The organism is Colwellia sp. BRX10-3, from assembly GCF_014077505.1.
In the GTDB taxonomy this organism is placed as follows: domain Bacteria; phylum Pseudomonadota; class Gammaproteobacteria; order Enterobacterales; family Alteromonadaceae; genus Cognaticolwellia.
Genome location: NZ_JACGWA010000010.1, coordinates 105,965 through 127,934 on the forward strand (window position 1 = coordinate 105,965; position 21,970 = coordinate 127,934).

A 21,970-nucleotide genomic window follows, 5' to 3' on the forward strand; every position below is an offset into this window, starting at 1 on the left:
AAAAGTTAATATGATCGAAATAAAAACCGTTTGATATCTGTATCAAGCGGTTTTTTATTGTAAAGTACCCGCAAATCTAAAATATAAATAATACCCTAACTTGCTTCGGAGCTAAGTCATTGGACAATACATCTCACCCTTCAATTGAAAGCCAATTAAAATCAATTCAAAAATTAATCCAAGCGACAAAGTTCGACGAAGCTATAAAACAATGTAAACAGCTACAAACGCAAAGCACAGACTCACAAGATAATATTGAGCTATGGTATTTAATTGCCGTTGCCCAGCGCTATGCAAAAACATTACCGCTAGCGTTAATCAGTATTAATGAATTACTTAAACTTGAAAATAAGCACAGTCGAGCAAATCAAGAAAAAGGCTTTATCTATTTAGCGTTAAATGAAAAAATTCTGGCTAAGAAATCATTTGAAAAAGCTGTAGAGCTCAACCCAAGCTTAGTCGCTAGTTGGCAGGCATTGATTCAACTATACCGTGACGAAAATCAACAAAACAATATCCAAAAAGCGGCAAATCATCTAGAAAAACTAAAAAAGTTACCCCCTGCCTTACTCGCTGTTACCGAGTTAATGCTTGAAGGGAAACTATTAAAAGCAGAGCAAATTTGTCGACATTTTTTACAAAATAATAAGCGCCATGTCGATGGCATGTGCATGCTCGCTGAAATAGGTATAGAACTAAAAATTTATGACGATGCAGAGTTTTTACTGGCCAGTGCGCTCGAACTAGAGCCCAATCATATCCATGCGCGTTCGCTATACCTCAATTTACTTATCCGCTTAGGTAAATACAAAGTTGCAGAGCAGCAAGTTGAAAAGCTACTAATAGTACAACCAAGCAATCTTAGTTTTAAGATTGCAAAAGCCAGTGCCCTGACAGGTTTAGGTAAAATAGAAGAAGCTATAATTCTGTTTGAACAAGTGGTGGCAGAAAACGATCAAGTGCCAGGCTTTCATCTACAACTAGGTCATGCTCTTAAAACCAAAGGTGATATAGAAAAAGCCGTTATTTCTTACCAAAAAGCCTATCAGTTAAGCCCAAGCTATGGTGATGCTTTTTGGAGTTTAGCCAATACTAAAACTTACCGTTTTAGTGATAACGAAATTGCTCAAATGCAAGCACAGCAAGATAATAAAGACTTAGCACTCATAGATAAAATTCAGCTGCATTTTGCTACCGGTAAAGCCCTTGAAGACAGAAAGGATTACGAGCAAGCCTTTAATGCCTATCAACAAGGCAATGAATTACAGCATGCCAACAGTGGTTTTGACATCAACAAAATTGAACAACAAGTCGCAGAGCAAATAAAGTATTGTACTCATGAACTATTTAAAATCCGTGGCAAGTTGGGGCTAAACGCACCCGATCCTATATTTATTGTTGGTTTACCCCGTGCAGGCTCAACCCTACTTGAGCAAATTTTAGCGTCGCATAGCCAAGTAGACGGCACTATGGAACTGCACAATATACTGGGTTTGGCATCAAGGCTTCGTGGTCGAAGTAAAAGTCAAAGTGACGAAGACGCCCAATATCCTAAAAATTTAGCTGAAATTGCCCCCGATTATTTCAAACGTTTTGGTCAACAATTTATTGATGAAACTCAAGTTTATCGAGAAAAAGCGCCTTTATTTATCGACAAAATGCCGAATAATTTTCTCCACATCGGCCTGATCAGATTAATACTACCGAATGCAAAAATTATAGATGCCAGACGATCACCAATGGCTTGCTGTTTCAGTGGTTTTAAACAGTTATTTGCTGAAGGACAAGACTTTAGCTATAACTTAGAAGACATTGGCCGTTACTATCAAGCTTATCTAAAACTTATGGCGCATTGGCATGATGTTTTACCCGGCTTCGTATTAACCGTGAACCATGAAGATGTAGTAGATGATTTAGAAACACAAGTGCGAAGAATGCTTGATTTTGTTGGCTTAGAGTTTGAACAGTCATGTGTTGATTTTCATAAAACCAAACGTAACATTAAAACACCAAGTTCTGAGCAAGTTCGTCAACCAATTTATAAAAGTGCCACTGAACAATGGCGACACTTCGAACAACATTTAGAACCATTGAAAAAAGTGCTAAATATCGACTAACTGGATATAAATAATATATTGTCACTCATGAGCCATGACGAGGTAAAATATCAGTCTTCACTCAAATCTATTATCTATGCCAGCGATTAACATTTAGTCTCTTTAGTTTGTTTTACATTTTTTTCTTGGTCGTCATTAAATAACTTGCTATCAGTTCTTCATAATATGGAGAATTTCTTAGTCGACCAATTTCATCCCAGACTTTTTCTATTAGAGCAAGATTGTTTTTAGCGAAGTGTTTAGAAAACATTAAATGATAAGCTTTTTGGCGTACTGGTGGGGATATTTTGATCACATTAGTAGCTAAATCAGGGAACTGCTTAAGCAGTTGGTCGGAAAAATTCTCGAGATCAATAACGCCATCCAACCGCCCTACTTTTAACATACTAAATAATTGTTCTTGGCTATCAATTTCATAAATAGTTAGCCCACTTTTCCTTAATTCATTTACTATGGAGTAGCCTCTCATCACACCAAATGTTTTATTGGTTGAATTAAATTGGACCCCATCCCAAAGTACAGAATTCTCTTTGTTTTGATATAAATAATATGAACGGATACCAACACTTCTCGAAGGATCTTCTTTTCCATCAAGTAATGGATAAACGCCATAATGGCTGCGTTCAACTTTAAAGCTAGAGCCTAATGCAGCATCCGTTTTTCCAGATTGAGTGTTTAAAAGTACGCGGGGCCAAGGAGAACGGATAAATTTAAATTTGATATTAAGGTTTTTTGCAACCTGCTTTAATAGTTCAACAGTTACCCCCGGCCGTTCATTAGGCAGAGAAAATTTAGTGCCCAATATATAAGGCGGAAATGGGTTTATTGCCATTCCTATTTTTATAGGCTCTGCATAGCAAACCTTCATAAAAATAACTAAACAAAATATAATTTTAGAAAAAATATTAAACATTCAAAAACTCTGTGGTGAAAAGAGATACCGATAAACTTTCATCAAAGATTAACAGAGTGGGCAACGAAATGTTAATTATATAGTTGCATTCTTTAAGTGCGCGTATAGTAAAAACAATTAACTAGACATCCAGAATATCAAGCACAAAAACGAATGCAGCATACAGTATGAGTATAAAAAAAAACCAACTATTCGAATTGTAGTTGATGATGAAAAAAGAAGATGTGACTTCACTAAATAAAACGTAAAGATGTTGTTAGAGTAATGCGGGAGAAATTACCGAAATACACTAAGGCTTAGCGTGTATTTCAGGGAGGCATGAATAAAAAACGAGCAAATAAATGCTCGTTTTAGTTCAATCCATAGAAAAAGTTTTAGCACACTAAAAAACTAAACCTTATCTACCTTAATTTTATAAAGAACACTATAAAGCACGGGTACTGCTATCATGGTTAAAATGGTGGCAAAAGCTAAGCCGCCCATAATAGTCACCGACATATCAGCAAAGAAAGGATCTAGTAATAATGGCATAACACCTAAAATAGTGGTGATGGCAGCTAGAGAAACTGGTCTTAACCGGCTCAAACTGGCTTCTATAATTGCCAAGGCTTTTTCTTTACCCTCGATTATCTGTAAGTCTATTTCTTCCAGTAACACAATGGCATTTTTAATTAACATACCAAATAAACTTAAAAACCCAAGTAGCGACATAAAGCCAAAGGGTAAATCGGCTATCAATAAGCCAGCAACAACTCCCACTACCGCCATAGGTACAATCAGCCAAATAATAATCGGTTGTCTTGCCTTACCAAATAGTAATACGCTGATAATAAACATGACTAAGAAACCAAGAGGTAAACCTTGTCCCAAAGCGGCTTGCGCCTTGCGTGACGATTCATATTCGCCGCCCCATTCAAGTTTATAACCCTCTGGTAATGTAATGGCTTCAATTTCACCTTGCGTACGATTAAAAGCTTCTCCTGTGGTTTCATCATAACCTGCTTCTGCTTTTACGGTTATGGTGCGCACGCGATCACGTCGATTAATCAGTAGTTCTTCACTTGCGTAGTTCATTTTGCCACTAACTTGCTTAAAGGGTATATAAGTTCGTTGGCTACTGCTCCACACTAAACTGTTTTCTAAGCCAGCGAGTTGATCAGGATTAGTATTGCTATTTCTCGCAATTATTGGGTAGAGGTAATCACCATCTTGCAGTTGACCTATTTGCAAACCATCAGTATAAAACTTAATCGCCTGACTAAAATCACTTCTTGAAACACCGGCAATTCCTGCAGCTATATCATCATATTCAGGGGATAAGACGATACCTTTATCTCGCCAGTCATCTCGAATATCACGAATTTTTCCATCTTCAAAATATATCACTTTGGCTTGTTCTGCTAACTGTCTTAAAATAGCTGGGTCTTCACCAGAAAACCTTGCCTGAATTTTAGCGCCAGCACCTGGACCAAACTGCATAATTTCAGCGTAAAAATTAACGTTAGGGGTTGCTTGTCTTAACTTATTAGCGACTTCATGTGCTAAACGAGGAATTTCGCTCGCGTTATGTGCTCGTATCAAAAACAACCCATAGCTTTCATTGGGTAATTCAGGCCCAAACACCAAGGTAAAACGCTCTGAACTTTCACCGATAAATGTCGCCAAAGACTCGATACCTTCAGTTTCAAGAATGAGTTTTTCACCTGCTTTCATATACTTTTCAGTGGCCCGAATATCTGAGTCTTGAGGACCCCAGTAATGTACAAAAAACACTGGTGTATTTGACGGAGGAAAAAAGCCTTGCTTGATTAAACCAAAACTCGCGTAAGCACTAATAGTGATAACAACCAATATCGCCAGTGTAACACCGCGCCAATGCAAGGCTTTTCTCAATACAATCAGGTAAGCTTTATGAAATAAAGAATACGACTCTTCAGCACCTTCTTTATCACCCATCTGATAAAAATATTTGCCGAGTAAAGGCGTTAACGTGACGGCAAGTACCCAACTTAACATTAAAGAAATAAGCACTACGGCAAACAGGGAAAATAAAAACTCTCCAGTGGCATCATCTGATAAACCAATGCCTGAAAATGCTGCTATGCCGATAACTGTAGCCCCTAGTAATGGCCACTGTGTTCTTTTAACGATAAAGCTAGCAGACTCCATTGCCGTCTTACCTTTCTCCATTCGCAGCATCATACCTTCTGCCACCACGATAGCGTTATCAACTAACATCCCCATAGCAATAACCATGGCACCTAAGGAGATACGTTCCAGCTGTAAACCATAAAGCCACATAATTAATACGGTACCTAATACGGTAATTAATAAAGTGCCACCAACAACAATACCTGATCGCCAGCCCATAAATAGACAAAGTGCTAGCGTTACAACAGCAACCGATATTTCCAAGTTTAGAATGAAGCCGTCAACTGACTCGTCAACTATTTTTGCTTGATTATAAATCGATGAAACTTTAATACCCGTGGGCAATTTAGCTAACACTTGTGCAAGCTTAGCCTCAATTTCATAGCCAACGTCAACGATATTAATATCATTTTGTGCAGATATGGCGAGGGTTATCGCACTTTCACCATTAAAGCGTTTTAAGCCACTTGGGATCTCAACAGGTTGAAGGCTTAACTCAGCAATATCTTTGATTTTTATTGAGGCATTTTTACCCGGAACAACAAAAGATAAATTTTCTATTTCTTCTATTTTATTAGTTGAGCTCTCAACGGGGATCCTAATTTTTTTATCACCAACGTATAAACGACCACCACTGAAGGGTTTTAAATTATTAGCCAGTACTCTTTGAATATCAGGAAAAGAAAGCCCTAAACCAGAAATTTGATAACTATCAATTGTGGCAACAATTTCTTCCTCTAAAATACCACCAACTTTTACTTTAGCGACACCGTCAACAGTGAGTACTTCCCGACGAATAATACGGGAAAACTCTCGCATTTGGTCAGCACTAAAGTCAGGTGCCGATAACGCATAATAAATACCATAAACATCGCCAAAGTCATCAATAACAACGGGGGCACTTGCACCAAGTGGCAAGTCGCGCTGAATATCACGAAGGCGTTTGCGTAATTCGTCCCAAATTTGTGGTAATAGAGGCCCATCAATGTGGGGTTGTATTTTCATGGTTATCCGAGAAAAACCTGGTTTACTAACTGATTCTAAAATATCTAATTGCCACATTTGTTGTAGCGCTATTTCAACTTGCTCAGTAACTTCTTTTTCAACTTTTTCGGCGCTTGCACCCGGATAATAAGTAAAGATAACAGCTTGTTTTATGGTAAATGCGGGGTCTTCTAAACGCCCTATTTTACCCATGGCTACAAGGCCGCCAATAATAAAGCATATCGACATAAGCCAAATATTAACCGGTTTGGTCAATGAATAACGTGCTATATCCATCTTAATATATCGCCTTATATTCTCTGACTATAAGCCCCTCACGCATTTGGCCTACCGCTGCAGAAACCACTTTATCGCCATGCTTTAATCCTAAAGAAACTAAGGCATACTCCCCCTTTATCTTAGAAACATTAACCTTAACCAGAGATAGACTATTTTCAGTTTGATCAAAGCGCCATACACTAAAGCCTGAGTCACTATTCCCCATTAATGAACTTAATGGAATGATTAAAGCCTGTGACTTACTGTTATTTTGCTTAATATTAACAATGGCTCGCGAACCTGGATAAAAAGAGTTAACTGATTTACCATCAAGCGCAAAGGTTACGCCATAAGTTTGAGTAATGGGATCAGGCGTAGTTTTGTGCTCTACATAATGTATGTCGTAAACTTTATCTTCCTGACCAATAATATGAGCAGTAGCTATAACATCACGATTACCAACATTAGCGGTCATGATTCGCTCGGGTACTTCAAAAGTAAAATAAAGCTCTGATCTATCTTGTAAATTAGCGAGTGAATCTCCGGTGCGAATTAAACTATTATTCTCAATGTATCTAGCACCAATTACCGCGTCAAATGGCGCTTTTATCGTACTGTAACTTAAGTCTTGTTGAGCATTTGCTAAGGCGATTTTAGTAATCGAGAACTGAGACTTAGCTTCATCATAATCTCGTTGCGAGGCAACATTTTTTTCAAAAACATCCTTAATACGCTTTAAGTTTCGTTGCGCGTCTTCATGGCGTATTCGGCTCTCTTCTACTTTACGTTGAAAGGGTTTAGGGTCAATTTTAGCTAAAATCTGACCTTTTTTAACTTCACTGCCTTCAATAAGGTTTTCAAAAATTAAACGCCCTGAGACTTCGAATTTAAGGTCAACATTTTTCACCGCAGAAACTGTCGCTGGAAATTCATAATCATTAGCTAAACTTGTCAGCCGAGCATTGGAAAGTTGAACCACTAAAGGTGCAGTCTCTTTCGTGACTTCTTTTGGTTCAGAACAAGCTTGCAGTACAAAAACTGCAGCGAGAATAAAAATTCGATTCACATTAATCCCAAAAATATCAGTTAAATTATAAAAAATAAGTTCACTAATCATAACACAGGTTTACACATTAACAACTAATGTAAACTTGTTGTAAAATGTAATCTGTCGCGTTAACATGTGGATAATTGAATTATTAAGAGCACATAATTTGCCCATTACAGCCGATAAAATACTAAGTACTGCTATGGATTGTTTTTTTCAACACGGCTACGACACCTCAAGTATATCTATGGTGAGTCGTTATGCAGAAATATCGCGTGTCACTATACATAAGCAATTTAAGTCAAAAGAAGTGCTATTTAGAGCTGTTGTTGAAAAACATTTTCAGCAACACAATGTCCTAATTGACATCTACAGTAAATCAGAAAAAAATTTTTGGCAGGAAACCCAAGCTCTTATTATTCAAAGATGTGAAGGCTTATTCAATAACGTATCGAGTAGTTTAGTTAGAGCAAATTTATTACACGCTGGTCAGGCATTCTGCAAAGACCTTATTGAAGCAGAAGAAATTTTAATCAAAAATAGTATTCGTTCTAGGATTGATAAAGAAATTTCTGCAAATCGTTTAACACTTAGCAAAATTGGTTTATCCGCAAATGAATTCGCTGAAACACTGCATTTTGCGCCATTTGGCATCACGGTATCGGTATCAGATCAAAACAATAATGCCTTTGTAGAAAATTTAATGGCGGTATTTAAAGCATCAACATCACCGCTCTAGTTCTCGTTCTGAAAACTTTAAGTCCTTTTAGAGCTCAACAACTGCTGTTTGCATAAAACCAACAGCTAAATGCTCTGCCTTAAGAACATTTTTGTACGCACATTAATTTTGAAAGCTTTTGAGTAGTCAATAAAATACTCGTGTTGCTAGCAGTATACTAACGAGATAGTTTAGGCTTTAAAATATTTGCTCAATCTCTTTATGGCTAATTAAACGTCTACTTGTAAACCTTTCTCGATAACATCACTAAAAGAAAAAACTGTATTGCCCCCCCTTAACTCTCTATATCTGCAGTGTTTATAACCTGATATATCCTCGGTTCTTTGATGATAAATATCATAGATCTATTTGCTCACAACAGCGTAAATATATAATCAAAGCCGCAATGATATAAACGCTAAACATATATTTACCAATCATTTATAAAGTAAAAATTAAAATAAAAACATAAACATACCATGCTCTTTATCAATTTTATTAAGGCATTAATATCTTTTTAAACAAAAACCTGACCTAATGGTCAGATAAATAATTAATTGATAGTTCAATAGACCAATTAATTATTAGCAACTACGTTAGTTTTAGTAAATAGTAGGCTATAGCAGGCTCGTAATTTTAAGTAATCACCGTATTATAAACATTCGCATAAGCCATTGGAGACAGTATGCAAGACAGAACCTCATTACCTAGCTGGCAGAAGCTGGAAAATCACGCTACTGACATGAAGTCACAACATATGAGCGAGCTATTTAAACAAAACCCGAAACGTTTTGAACAGTTCTCTATTCAGCTTGCGCCCTTTCTCCTCGATTATTCAAAAAACCTTATATCAGCATCAACTATGGAAATGCTGTTCAACTTAGCTAAAGAGTGTGATGTTGAGGCTTGGCGAGAAAAAATGTTTAGCGGTGAGCGAATTAATCGTACTGAAGATCGCGCAGTATTGCATACGGCTTTAAGAAACCGCAGCGAAACGCCTATCATGCTCGATGGTAAAGATATTAATATTGATGTGCGACTGGCACTAGATAAAATGAAAACCTTCAGTGAGAAAGTTCGCCAAGGTTTATGGAGTGGTTACTCAGGAAAACGAATTACCGATGTGGTAAACATTGGTGTTGGTGGCTCAAACTTAGGCCCACAAATGGTCACAGAAGCGTTAGACCAATACAGCGATAACAGCGTTAATGTACATTATGTTTCCAACGTTGATGGCACGCAAATAGCGAATGTACTTCGGCCATTAAATCCTGAGAAAGTCTTATTTATTGTTTCAAGTAAAACATTTACCACTACCGAAACCATGACCAACGCTAAAACGGCAATGAAGTGGTTAGTTTCTGCTTCTTTTGATCAATCAGCCATAGCTCAACATTTTGTAGCGGTATCATCCAATAAAAAGAATGCTACCGAATTTGGTATTGCTGAAGAAAATATTTTTGATATGTGGGATTGGGTCGGTGGTCGTTTCTCGCTTTGGTCTGCTATTGGTTTACCTATCGCTATTGATTTAGGATTTGAACGTTTTATTGAATTACTTGAAGGCGCCCATGAAATTGATCAGCATTTTTGTCATACGCCATTAGCTGAAAACGCACCTGTTATTCTAGCGTTGTTAAGTGTTTGGAACTGTACGTTTCTTGGCGCGCAATCTCAGGCAATTTTACCTTACGATCAACCTTTACATATGTTATCAGCTTATTTACAACAAGCTGAAATGGAGAGTAATGGTAAATCAGTCACTTGGGATGGCATGCCGATTTCCTATCCTACCGTGCCGTCTATTTGGGGTGAATTAGGTATTAATGGCCAGCATGCTTTTTATCAATATTTACATCAAAGTAATAATGTTGTGCCTGCTGATTTTATTGGTTCGGTTGAAAGTGTCACACCCGTACAAGGCCACCATGAAACGTTAATGGCTAACTTTTTTGCCCAAACCCAAGCACTTATGCAAGGCGTTGATGAAACTCAGGTTCGTGCAGATTTAAAAGCTAAGGGCCGTACGCAAGACTACATAGATAAAGTCGCCCCACATAAGGTTCACAAAGGTAATCGCCCCACTAATACCATTTTAATGAAACGCATATCTCCACGTTCATTAGGCAGTTTAATTGCGATGTATGAGCATAAAATATTCGTACAAGGCATTATTTTACAAATTTGTTCTTTTGATCAGTGGGGGGTGGAATTGGGTAAAGGCTTAGCCAATAATATTCAAGAAGAGTTATCGTCGGGTAATATAAGTGATCTGCATGACAGTTCGACTTCTGGCTTAATTAACTTTTATCAAAGCTATACGAAATAGCCTTTTTTTAATACTAAAGATAAAAAAATAGCGAACACTAGGTTCGCTATTTTTAGTTTAGACCTATATTCAGTGGGTATTACTTATAAATGATTCTGTAAAAAACTTAAATATTTATTCGAGGCACTAATACGATTCGCTTTTTTACTAAAACCATGGCCTTCGTCATCAAACACTAAATAGTCAACATAAGTGCCGCCGCTTCGGATAGATTCCACCATTTCATCACTTTCAATTTTCAATACCCGAGGGTCATTCTTACCTTGTACGACTAACACAGGCTTTTTAACATTTTGACCAAAAAATACCGGTGAAATATTATGTAAGCGTTCTTTGTCTGTACTTGGATCGCCTAATTCATCATAAAGTGATTGGCGAAAGGCTTCCCAATATGGCGGTATGCTTTCTAAGGTTCTAACCCAGTTTGTAACCCCAAAAATATTTATACCCACTTCAAACTCATCCGTGAACGTCATGGCTGCCATAGTTAAATAACCGCCGTAGCTGCCACCGATAACACCAATTCTATCGGCATCAACCCAATCTAACGTTTGCAAATAATACTTATTGTAAACCACATCTTTTAAGTCATGGTCGCCATGCTTTTTATCATCTAAATGATAAAAGGTTTTTCCATAACCATTTGAGCCGCGGTTATTAATTCTAAAAATAGCGTAACCATTATTCACTAAATGCTGAATAAGCGCCGAGTAGCCTTTGCGACTTTGCCCTCCTGGGCCACCATGTATCCATACTAAAGCGGGTACTTTTTGTGTCGCTGCTTGTTTTGGTTTATATAAAATACCGGGGATCTCTAAGCCATCAAAACTTTTAAATCGTACAACTTCACCCACGACTAAGTTTTCTTCTAAAATGTTTGGGTTGCCAGTATCGGTTAAGCGTTTTATAGAATTACTGCCTAACTGATGCACGTAGAGGTTTGACGGTGAAGTGTCTGAATTGATGTAAAAAACCATTTGCTTGCCATCATTAGAAAAGTTCACACCACGTAAATCACCGCTTGGCATATCAGGCAAAGAAAGGTTTTTATTAGTTCTTAAGTCGATAATTTCTATTTTTGTTTGCGCGTCAGCATTCACACCATGAACTTGGTAGTGACCATCTTTAGAAAAATAGGTAAAACTGACATCCCAATTAACCGCAAAATTTTCTGACTTATCTTTACTGGCCAAGTTGTAAGACCAAGCTTGATTAAATTCGCCAAACTCATTGGTAGAATAAATTAGCGCACTATTATCACGAGTAAAGGTATAAGCACTATGCTCAACATCGCCTTCATGCGCGCTGATCAATTCTGCTAAAGCCGCTTTGCTGGCTAAGTCAACTATATATAAATTAGAGTCGGCGTTGGAGTTACTTTTACTTAGGGCTATATATTGCCCATTAGGGCTAACTGCTTCAGGTGAATAGCCTGAATTATTTTGATAGATCAGTTTTCTAGAATAGTCTGCTACTTGATATGAATAAATATCAAAATATTTGGCATCTCTTTCATTCGTGGCGACAAAAAATTGTTTGTTATTCTCATGCCAACTAACAAAAAATGCCTTTAAACCTTCACCCGGTGTTAAATCTTTTTCTGTGCTATCTAATGCTTGTACAAACAGGTGGTCTAATTCATTACCGCCTTTGTCCGCACTATATAAAAATCGGTCATCTTCAGGAAACCAACCAACAACATAAATTGACTCTTTGGTTGAATTTGTTAATTGTGTTACCTGTGAGCCATCTAAAGGTACTTTATAAGCGTTATAAATACCACTTTCATCATCACTTACTAATACGGCGCTAGCATCGGCATTGATCGAAGAACCAAACACTGAGCGCGTTTTAAAAAACTCTTCAGCACTGTAAGTTTGAAATATTGATTTTTCTTTTACTGGCTCATCTATTTGTACAATTGGCGCTTGTTTTGAACAGGCGAGTAATAATAACATCCCCGTAAATAGTGCTAAAAATTTCGCTAATTTAGGTAACTTTTGCATTTTATTCCCTTAATATTAATTCTTCATAAAATTTTATTTTAGTTATCAAACACTTTTAATCAAAAACAAGTATAGAACAATTATCGTTCAATTAAAGTCTTCATTACTTGCAGCCTTCTTATCGAAAATTGTCATCTAAAGCTATGCTTAAAATTAGCATGTAAAATAATGACTACTGAAATTAAAATAGCGTAAACTATGCGCATAATCACAACCGTCAATAATACAGAAAGTAATGAGTCACATGACCACACCGTTAAAATACTTATCTCATTATTCTCCTGATATTCAACAGCAAGTATTCAAGCTTATTAAGGAAGATAAGTTAAAGGTTTATTTATTAACGCAATTTCCAGAACCGCATGAAATAACAACTGATAAAGCATTGCGCGAATATTCCCTGACAATAAAACAACAATATCTAAAAAAATCTGCACCACTGAGTCAGGTAAAATATGATGATAAAATTCATATAATTAACAATGCGCTAGGCTTACACACTTATGTTTCACGCGTACAAGGCAATAAATTAAAAAGCAAAAATGAAATCCGTATTGGCAGTATATTTAAGAAAGCACCCGAAGCGCTATTAAGTATGATTGTGGTACATGAGCTTGCCCACTTAAAAGAAAAAAATCATGACAAAGCGTTTTATAAGCTCTGCCAACACATGCTGCCAAATTATCATCAACTAGAATTGATGACGCGTATTTATCTCACCGAGCTGGAAAACAACGGTAATATATATAAATAAAAGCAGTATCCATCTATACTCGTTTTATTATCCTTGTTTAGCGATATAAAACCACCCTATTCAAGAGAAGTAAAAGTTAATTCCCTCTGTGATGATTCACAATACATTAACATAATGTATACTGCCAATAGCTAAACTAATGCCAACCTATCAAATATAAATAAACGTGTTGTCATTCACCATTAGGTTGTAGATTTGCAGATAAAAAAAAGAAAATTAGTACTAACTGTTAGTGTTGTTCTAACCTTATTACCCTATTTTTTAATAGGCGATATATTTCCCTTAAATAATACTTGGCTTGAGCAAGGGCCATTGTTGTTATTACAAATAATGAGTGTTTGTTTTGTCACTATTAGCTATTTGCGCATTAAAACGCGTGCATTAAAGCTGTTTTGGCAATTTATCACCTTAGCCTTATTATCGTCACTGTTATCAAATTTATTATTTAGTTTTAACCTCATTAGTAACGAGCTTTTGCTGCGAGACTTTTTCACGCTTTGCAGCTATTTCTTTATTCTTTTAGCCATAGAAACCAATCCTCATATCAATGAATCAAAAACAAATAGAAATATAAGTAATCGTGTAGCAGCAATATTCTTTACCTTAATATGCTTTAGTTACTTCGTATTACTTCCTATTGAGTTTGCAAGTAATAATGAGGATAAAGTTGCCTCATCACAATTGTTTCATTTACTGATAGCTGCGCTCATTTTTATTCGATTAGTAACTAATAGCTACCAATGTAAAAGTACGTTTTGGTGTCGAATTTATTACATACTTGCTATTTCTGCTGGGGCAATACTGTTAAATAACCTTTTTGATTACCTCAATAATTGGGTCTTGATTTCATTGCCAGATTATTTACTGACATTGTTAATACTTATCCCTTATTGCGCACTTATTATTGCGGCTAATAATTCTTTAAAGTCTTCAGAGCCTCCAATAGAAATAGCACCTTCTTCTTTAGCTGAACTCTACTTAATATTATTGATTTCTTGTTCTATATTAATACACTTAGCCGGTATTGAGTTAGATCTGCATTACAATATAAAGTCATACTTGCAATCGATATTAATTGCCACTTGGCTGGGTATAGCTTTAACATTATTAACCACAATTATTTACCGTAAAAATCGCTTAGGACATAAAAAACAACAACAAATTAATCTGCAAAACTCTGCCCAGCAGGAACTAGTAAAACTTAATCAATTATTAACTAACACTATGCTTAACAGTGAAGACAAAGCTATAGTTAATGCCTCTAGCAATGCCATATTAACCACGAGTACCGACGGTATTGTTCTGTCAGCAAACCCTGCCGCCGTACAGCTTTTTCAATGTCTTGAACGAGAAATCATTGCCACAAAGGTTAGTGATTTCTTTTCATCAGATGACCAAATGCATTACTTTTTTGATTTCAAAAGTAATGTTTATACCCTGCAACGCAAAGATGCTGGTATTTCGATAGAATGCACTGCTACCCGTAAAGACGGAAAACAATTTCCTGTGCAAGCAGAGTTACAATGGGCAGAAAGAGAAGAACAGCCTCTAGTCGTCATTACCTTTATTAACCTCACCGCGCGTAAGCTTGCCGAGCAACAAGCCTTAGATTTGAAAGATAAATTTATTGCTAATATTTCTCATGAATTTAGAACACCTTTAACGATTATTAACGGTATTTTAGATAGGTACTTGGTGAAAGCTCAAACAGAGGAAGAAGGTAAAGAACTCAAAACGGCAAAGCGCAATGGTTTGCGACTGGTACGTATGGTTGAACAGTTACTTGAGCTGTCTCGTTTATCTGACAATCCGCAGTTATCAATGGCAACCTACCGCCTACATACACTGATGTCGATGCCTGCAGATTCTTTTGCACGCTTAGCAACACAAAACAATCTAACCTTAACTTGTGATATTCCTGATCATATATGGCTTGACTGTGACGCTCAAGCGTTTGAAAAAATCATCTTTAACTTGATTGCCAACGCTATTAAATACACACCAGCAGGCGGCACAATTCAAGTGATTGCCCATAGCGACAGTGATAATTTCACCCTAGATATTATTGATACTGGTATAGGTATTGATAGTGCATCACAAAGTAAAATTTTTGAGCGTTTTCAACGTGCTGACGACGAAAAAAATCAAGGTGTATTCGGCGTTGGTATTGGTTTGTCTTTGGTTAGTGAGCTGGTTAAAGCACATCATTGGCAAATAAATGTTTTCAGTGAGTACAATAAAGGCAGTAAATTTTCGCTAATAATTCCTTGTGCGCCAGCCATATCAGAAGAAAAATCGACTCCATTAAGTATTTCTCAAACTGAAGTCGCCTCTTTATTAATAGAGCCGCACAACGCTAGTAAAGACATTAGAAACCATAGCCAAAAAGTTGTATTAGTCATAGAAGACAACTTAGATATGCAGAGCCATATAAAACAAGTAATAGAACAACAGCATCATAGCTTAATAGCCGGCAGTGGTGAACTGGGTTTAACTCTCGCCCAAGAGTACATTCCAGATATAATCGTCTGCGATATTATGCTCACCGGTATTGACGGCTTTGCGGTATTGAAACAACTTAAAAGTCATGAACTGACCTCTCATATTCCGGTTATTCTATTAACCGCCCGTTCTGACTTAGATAGCCGCTTGCACGGGTTAAATTTGCAGGCCGATGAGTATTTAAGTAAACCTTTTAATCATCAAGAACTATTAACACGTATTGATAACTTGATTAGTAACCGAGAGCAATTGCAAAAAAACTACTTAAGTAACTTTAATAAAGATCTTCAGGAAAATAGAAAAAACAATAGTTTTGAAAACGTTGCTGATTTAGCGCATGCGAGCGATGATGATGTAACGCTTGATAATAAATTTTTAGAAAAACTAGAAGCGATTATCGCTGAAGTATATACAGATACCGACTTAGATATTATTCAGTTAGCCGCACAAATGGCTATGAGCGATCGCCAGTTGCAACGTAAAATTAAAGCGCTGATAGGAATAACACCCAATAATTTCATTAAAGAATTTCGCCTTAAAAAAGCAAAAGTGCTATTAAAAAATGGCTCTCAAATTGGCCGAATAGCACTTGATGTAGGTTTTTCATCGCAGACTTACTTTGGGCGCTGTTTCAAAGAAATGTTTAGCTGTACCCCAAAGCAGTATCAACAACAACAGCAAAAAGACCAGCGTCCATCAAGCTAAACCTGATTTAATAATAACCTGCTCTTTTAAATGAGTAAGGCTACGTTGCTGCATTAGCTGTAAATAATCAAAAGTATTAGATTTAGGCCCACACAAGCCCAACCATGAAAGCTGCTTATTTTCATCGGTATAAGTTAATGCTTGTTCTATTAACACACTAATCTGATCCCAAGTTAAATCTAAAGGATTTTCCCGACTAAATGGGAAGAATGAATAGGCCATGTTCATCGACGTGCTTTCATCAACCACACTAGTTAAACGGCCAGATAAGCGCGCGGCTAATTCATTCGCATTATTACCTTTTTCATAACCAATAACCGCAAAGGTATCGTTAGACCAACGGATAACGAGATCATCGTTATTTCGACTATAGTGCAGTAAATCAGTAAGGTTAATCAACTGGCTATTACTCACATCTTCATCACTTTTCAATTGCACCATTAAAATATAAAGACGTGGCAACATATCTCTTTGTACTGGCAATAAATTTTGATGCATTTGGTGCATCAATTGACTAGTTTGCTCGATATATATATCTAAATAGCGACGACTTTTTACGCCCGTAACTTTATCAACAATAGCAGCCTTTTCTAATTGTTTATTGGCATGCGCTAATTCTAGATTTTTGGACTTAAACTTCTCAGTTTTCTCATGAACTTGCTGCTCCAAATAGAGCTTTTGTTGTTGTTCAATAACCAGTTTACGGTTTAGAAATCGAGAATAAAACAATAAAGCTAATGCCACGGCACAGGTATATAAAAGATATGCCCACCAAGTATTCCATGGGGCAGGTTTAACAACAATATCTAATGAAAGACCTGGTTCGCTCCAAACATTATCGCTATTACCCGCGATAATTTGTAGCTGAAATTTTCCTGCGGGTAGATTGGTATATGTCGCTCGGCGTGATTTTCCGGCATCAAGCCACTCTTGGTCAAAACCGAGTAGGCGATATTTATATTTAGTAGACTCAGGATAAGCGTAATTAAGCCCTACATACTCAAATGAAATCAATTGGTCGTTATAGTCCAACTCTAAACTTTTAAGATCAGTTAATGCGGAAGAAAAGACCATAGGTTCGTTCAACTTAAAGACATTAGTTAAAAGTACTTGAGGTGGAAGAATTTTATTTTGACTATTATGTGGCTGAATACTTGAAACCCCTTTGCCAGCACCAAAATAAATTACATTGTTTAAGCTCTTAAAAATTGCGCCATGATTATAGTCTAAATCTACCAAACCATGACTTAAGTCAAAGTGTTTAAAGACATTAGAATTTACAGAATAGCGTGTTATACCTTGATTGGAGCTTAACCATATATCATTAAAACTATCTTGTATCATGCCATAAACAGTCTGGCTCTTCATACCATCATTAGTACCGATACGTTTAAAATTGTAATTCTCTGCAATTCTATCTTCATAAGATAAGACGTTAAGTCCAGCTGCTTGGGTGCTCACCCAAAGGTTTTTTTCGTGATCTAATAAAAGGTACCAAGAAAGGTCACTCGAAAGACTATTTGGGTTAGCTTCATCATTTATAATGTGATGAAATTTTTCTGTTTTAGGATCAAAACGACTCAGTCCACCTCCATAGGTAGCAACCCATATAATTCCTTGTTCATCTTCTAATAGGTGCAAAATCGAATTATTATTTGGTCCTGTTGAAGGAGTGTTTTTATCACTTACATAGCGAGTAAAATCACCATCTGCATTTAACCTATTGAGGCCTTGATTAAATGTAGACACCCATAAATGCCCTTTCCTATCTTTAATTATATCGGTAACACTGTTCGCAGAGAGTGATGATGGATTAAGTTCATCATAAACATAAGCTTTAACTGATTTTGTGATTAAATTAACGCGATATAAACCAGAGGCTCTTGTACCAACCCAGAGAAAACTTTCATCATAATATAAAGTCATAACACGTAAATTTTCAAAAAAACCGCCTAAATCTAGCTCCGTAACCTCATCATTATTAACAGATAACTGATATATACGTCCAATATAGCCACTAAAAAAAATACTTTCTGATGATGCTTGCGAAAAGCTAGTTATATTAGTTCGATCAAGAGTTGGGTGTTTTCTACCAGTATATTGGCGAAATGTTGTCATGGTTGGATCCCAACGATTTAATCCATTGTTAGTACCAATCCACATTAAACCATTTGGATCTTCAAAGAAATTCATAATGTAATTACTGCTTACACTATAAAGATTGCTTTCTGAGTAATTAAATCTTTCAAATGAACTAGTTTTATTATCATAAATTGATAAGCCATTATCTGTTGCTATCCAAATATTATTTTCAAAATCTTGATAGACATTATGAATGGTATTACTACTAATGGATTTTTCATCATCAACGTCAAACTTAAAATGAGTAATACTATTTTCATTCGCTGTATACTTTAATAATCCCCTATCAACTGTGCCAACCCAAATATTTCCTTGTTTATCTTTGAAAAGTGCATTGACGTATTTATTAACATAACTATCGGTTTTATGAGGAGCATATTTTATTGTGCGCTTAAACTCACCAGTTAAATCAAATACTGAAATACCACCGCCATTTGTACCTACCCAAATTTCATGCTCGTCAGTTTCAATAATAGCGTGGACAATGTTATGAGACAGACTAAGGTGATCACCTAGTTTTTGCTGAATTTGAACTACACTCCAACTTTCACCTACGGTAGTTAAAATATTTAGTCCATTTTCTGTGCCAATCCATATTTTTCCTGCGCTATCTTCAAACAAAGTATTAATGCCATCATTACTAATCTGAGCATTTTTTGTTTTAGTTGTTAAGTGACGAAAGCTTTTAGATTCTGGCTCGTAAAGGTTAACTCCGCCTCCACGAGTTCCAATCCAAAGCCGTTGGTTTGAATCGATAATAACGCGACTTATAACATTTGAGCTTAATGAATTATCAACTGATGTTTTATTGTAAAAGCTAAGTAATTGATGACCATCAAATCTATGCAGCCCTTCTTGTCCACCAAACCACATAAAACCATCTTTATCTTGAGCGATAGTCATTACAAACTTATAAGACATTGGATTATCAATCGCAAAACTCTTAAATAACTTGCTCTCTTGAGCAAAAAGCATGTTACAAAATAAGAATGTAAAACAGAGATAAAATTTCTTGTTCATTAGTTAACTTTAACCTTTGATTAGAGTGTTTGAACTTTGAGATTACTTTACAGCATTTTATTTAATATTTATCCAAGATAAGTACGCATTGTATAAAATGCTCTAAAACAGAAGATAATGCAGTATTAATTTCAAAAAAAAGCGAACATCGGGTTGTAGATATATTGCTTTATGTTTGTTGCCTTGATGGCTCTTGATATATAGTTTGAAAAGATCGTCGTAGCTGTACTATTTTGTAAATACCAACTTACGACAAAGTTATTGCTGTAAATTGGTATTTAAAACTGAATGAATTTTTTGAAAACTAATGAACATAAAAAATAGTACGCTGATATAGATAAAAAAGTCACCATTTTATAAGTGACTTTTTAGGACTACTTCATTACTGAGGTTCGACCCAATTATTAATCTCTATTGCAGTCTTCCATAACATGCCATCTGTTTCAAAACTGGTCTTCCATAACATACCATCTGTACCAAAGCCTGTTTTCCACAACATGCCGTCTGTTTCAAAGTTTGTCTTCCATAACATACCATCGGTTGTAGCAGTATCTTGCCAAGCGCTATAAGCTTCTAGTGATGTTTTCCAAAGCATACCATCGCCGACAAAATTAGGATCGTTTATGTCCCAAACATATTCTTGACCTAAACCTTCAACATAAAAATTACCGTCTTCGTTGATGTTTGCTGGACCTGAAAAATGTTCTTCATCATTTAAATCTTTAGCAATATCTAGGGTGTTATTTGCGCAATTCACTTCAGTACTGGCAATAGCGTAATAAGCACTAATTAAACCAGCACCTTGCTGAAATACACTATATCGCTTACTACCATCTGCGTTATTTGCGCTATAGGCACTAGCTAACAATTTGCATTTAACTTGATCGGGTGTTAATGCAGGATTATCGGTTAACAATAAAGCAACGACACCTGAAACTACAGCAGCAGCTTGTGAGGTACCTGACATTTCGAAATAGCGGCCACCATCATGAAACTCAGGATGATCTATTACAATTTGTGAATCAAAGGACATTAAACCTGAAATATGCCCCCCTGGTGCTAGAACATCTGGTTTAACAAAGCCTTCGGCAGTCGGTCCTGCACCACTGAAACTCGCGACTTTATCGTCTGAATAATTGAATGATGTGTAATCGTCAGTCATAGCACCGACAGTAATAATATAGGGAACATTACCGGGTACACCTATTGACATAGGGTCAGGGCCTTTATTGCCCGCTGAAGCAACAACTACAATACCGGCTTGCCAAGCTTTCATTACTGCTTTATTTAACGGATCTTCCCAGTAATTTGAACGAACGGGGCCACTGAATGACATATTAAGCACACGTAAGTTTATTTGGTCTTTAACTTCTAATGCCCAACCTATACCGCGAATAACGTCCGCGTAGGTAGCCTTGCCTTCGTCATCAAAGGCTTTGATACCTACATGTGAAGCATTAGGTGCTACACCATATATTTGGCCATTACTATCATAGTCACTATTTACCGCGATACTAGCCACGTGTGTACCATGCCCACTTGCTTCAATACCATAATTACTCACCGTATCATTAATGGCATCGTATGTGCCCCAAGCTTTATCACGACCTTGTAAATCAGTTGCTAAACCCTGTAATTGTTCAAGTCCTGTATCTAAAAAGCCGATGGTTACACCTTCACCAAAGTTACCTGTTTGGTGCACGTAAGTCGCATCAACTTGCTCAGTAACAACTGATTTAGGTTGCCATCTACGTTGACCGTATGCCTGACCACTTAATTCAACTTTATGATTGGTAGATATCGTAATTTGTTGCTTTTTTTGCAAATCGTTAAGTTGTGCATCGGTTAAATTCACTGCGACTGAGTCAATGATTTTTAATTCATGAGTTGGCATGACACCTAATGCTTTTAGGTTATCTTTCAGCAAAGTGAAATTTTTGGCACTAATGATATATGACTGAGCCGTATCATCTGTATTGGCTGCTGATTTAAATCCTATTAGCAACACTAAGATAGATAAGCCTGCAATGATTAAAAAAAGCTTGGTCTTATTTGAGTTCGAAGTGAATGACATGTTTAATCCCCTTTGCCCGTTACATCTTTTAAAATTCTTTAAAAACATTAGGGTGAATATTTTTTACATCTACTAACAGCGACCAAAGCCATGTCACTATCACTTTTTAAAAGCGCTTTACTTTTAAGCTATTTGCAAACAATATCACACCAAGTAACAACTTTTAACTAGATAATTAAATTTTCTAGTTAATAAACAAAAATATCCAGCTTTAAAAAAAGCTGGATA

Annotated in this window: 11 protein-coding genes; 5 read left to right on the top strand and 6 right to left on the bottom strand. The window is 36.4% G+C overall.

All coding sequences use genetic code 11. The features are described from left to right. Positions 1–119 precede the first annotated feature (119 nt). Positions 120–2,117 carry a tetratricopeptide repeat-containing sulfotransferase family protein gene (locus H4J38_RS13850; RefSeq protein WP_182132511.1) on the top strand — a complete coding sequence of 666 codons (1,998 nt, stop codon included), beginning with the start codon at positions 120–122 and terminating at the stop codon, positions 2,115–2,117. Between the two features lie 112 nt (positions 2,118–2,229). Here the strand turns inward: H4J38_RS13850 and H4J38_RS13855 are convergent, their stop codons facing one another. The 3 genes from H4J38_RS13855 to H4J38_RS13865 all read right to left on the bottom strand — a co-directional run bounded on the left by H4J38_RS13855 (position 2,230) and on the right by H4J38_RS13865 (position 7,510). Continuing rightward, on the bottom strand, positions 2,230–3,030 hold the full coding sequence (locus tag H4J38_RS13855; RefSeq protein WP_182132513.1) for an ABC transporter substrate-binding protein: 801 nt from the start codon (positions 3,028–3,030) through the stop codon (positions 2,230–2,232). A gap of 390 nt (positions 3,031–3,420) precedes the next feature. Further along, positions 3,421–6,462, bottom strand: coding sequence for an efflux RND transporter permease subunit (locus tag H4J38_RS13860; protein ID WP_182132515.1), 3,042 nt, complete (start codon positions 6,460–6,462; stop codon positions 3,421–3,423). 1 nt (position 6,463) lies between these two features. After that, entirely contained in the window at positions 6,464–7,510 is a 1,047-nt protein-coding gene (locus tag H4J38_RS13865; RefSeq protein ID WP_182132517.1) for an efflux RND transporter periplasmic adaptor subunit, read from the bottom strand. A gap of 148 nt (positions 7,511–7,658) precedes the next feature. On the opposite strand from H4J38_RS13865, the gene H4J38_RS13870 reads away from it, so the two are divergent. Together H4J38_RS13870 and pgi are read left to right on the top strand one after the other, a co-directional pair. Next, positions 7,659–8,231, top strand: coding sequence for a TetR/AcrR family transcriptional regulator (locus H4J38_RS13870; protein WP_182132519.1), 573 nt, complete (start codon positions 7,659–7,661; stop codon positions 8,229–8,231). 664 nt (positions 8,232–8,895) lie between these two features. Next, complete coding sequence (pgi, locus tag H4J38_RS13875) at positions 8,896–10,539, top strand: glucose-6-phosphate isomerase (protein WP_182132521.1); 1,644 nt, start codon at positions 8,896–8,898, stop codon at positions 10,537–10,539. 83 nt (positions 10,540–10,622) lie between these two features. On the opposite strand, the gene H4J38_RS13880 is transcribed toward pgi, so the two are convergent. Then, the gene (locus H4J38_RS13880; RefSeq protein WP_182132523.1) at positions 10,623–12,545 is read right to left on the bottom strand and encodes a S9 family peptidase; all 1,923 of its coding nucleotides are present in this window, start codon (positions 12,543–12,545) and stop codon (positions 10,623–10,625) included. A 244-nt stretch (positions 12,546–12,789) separates the two neighbouring features. On the opposite strand from H4J38_RS13880, the gene H4J38_RS13885 reads away from it, so the two are divergent. Beyond that, a complete protein-coding gene (locus H4J38_RS13885) occupies positions 12,790–13,299 on the top strand; it encodes a YgjP-like metallopeptidase domain-containing protein (RefSeq protein ID WP_182132525.1) in 510 nt (169 codons plus the stop codon). Between the two features lie 195 nt (positions 13,300–13,494). Next, a complete protein-coding gene (locus H4J38_RS13890; protein WP_182132527.1) occupies positions 13,495–16,506 on the top strand; it encodes an ATP-binding protein in 3,012 nt (1,003 codons plus the stop codon). Here the strand turns inward: H4J38_RS13890 and H4J38_RS13895 are convergent. Then, the gene (locus tag H4J38_RS13895; RefSeq protein ID WP_182132529.1) at positions 16,498–19,668 is read right to left on the bottom strand and encodes a two-component regulator propeller domain-containing protein; all 3,171 of its coding nucleotides are present in this window, start codon (positions 19,666–19,668) and stop codon (positions 16,498–16,500) included. The genes H4J38_RS13890 and H4J38_RS13895 overlap by 9 nt on opposite strands. Before the next feature lie 382 nt (positions 19,669–20,050). Further along, positions 20,051–21,742 carry a S8 family peptidase gene (locus H4J38_RS13900; protein WP_182132531.1) on the bottom strand — a complete coding sequence of 564 codons (1,692 nt, stop codon included), beginning with the start codon at positions 21,740–21,742 and terminating at the stop codon, positions 20,051–20,053. Positions 21,743–21,970: the final 228 nt, after the last annotated feature.

Excerpts from the sequence above, each read along its gene's own strand:
- H4J38_RS13900 (WP_182132531.1), bottom strand. The coding sequence starts at position 21,742 with ATGTCATTCACTTCGAACTCAAATAAGACCAAGCTTTTTTTAATCATT.
- H4J38_RS13855 (WP_182132513.1), bottom strand. The coding sequence starts at position 3,030 with ATGTTTAATATTTTTTCTAAAATTATATTTTGTTTAGTTATTTTTATG.
- pgi (WP_182132521.1), top strand. The coding sequence starts at position 8,896 with ATGCAAGACAGAACCTCATTACCTAGCTGGCAGAAGCTGGAAAATCAC.
- H4J38_RS13895 (WP_182132529.1), bottom strand. The coding sequence starts at position 19,668 with ATGAACAAGAAATTTTATCTCTGTTTTACATTCTTATTTTGTAACATG.
- H4J38_RS13880 (WP_182132523.1), bottom strand. The coding sequence starts at position 12,545 with ATGCAAAAGTTACCTAAATTAGCGAAATTTTTAGCACTATTTACGGGG.
- H4J38_RS13860 (WP_182132515.1), bottom strand. The coding sequence starts at position 6,462 with ATGGATATAGCACGTTATTCATTGACCAAACCGGTTAATATTTGGCTT.
- H4J38_RS13885 (WP_182132525.1), top strand. The coding sequence starts at position 12,790 with ATGACCACACCGTTAAAATACTTATCTCATTATTCTCCTGATATTCAA.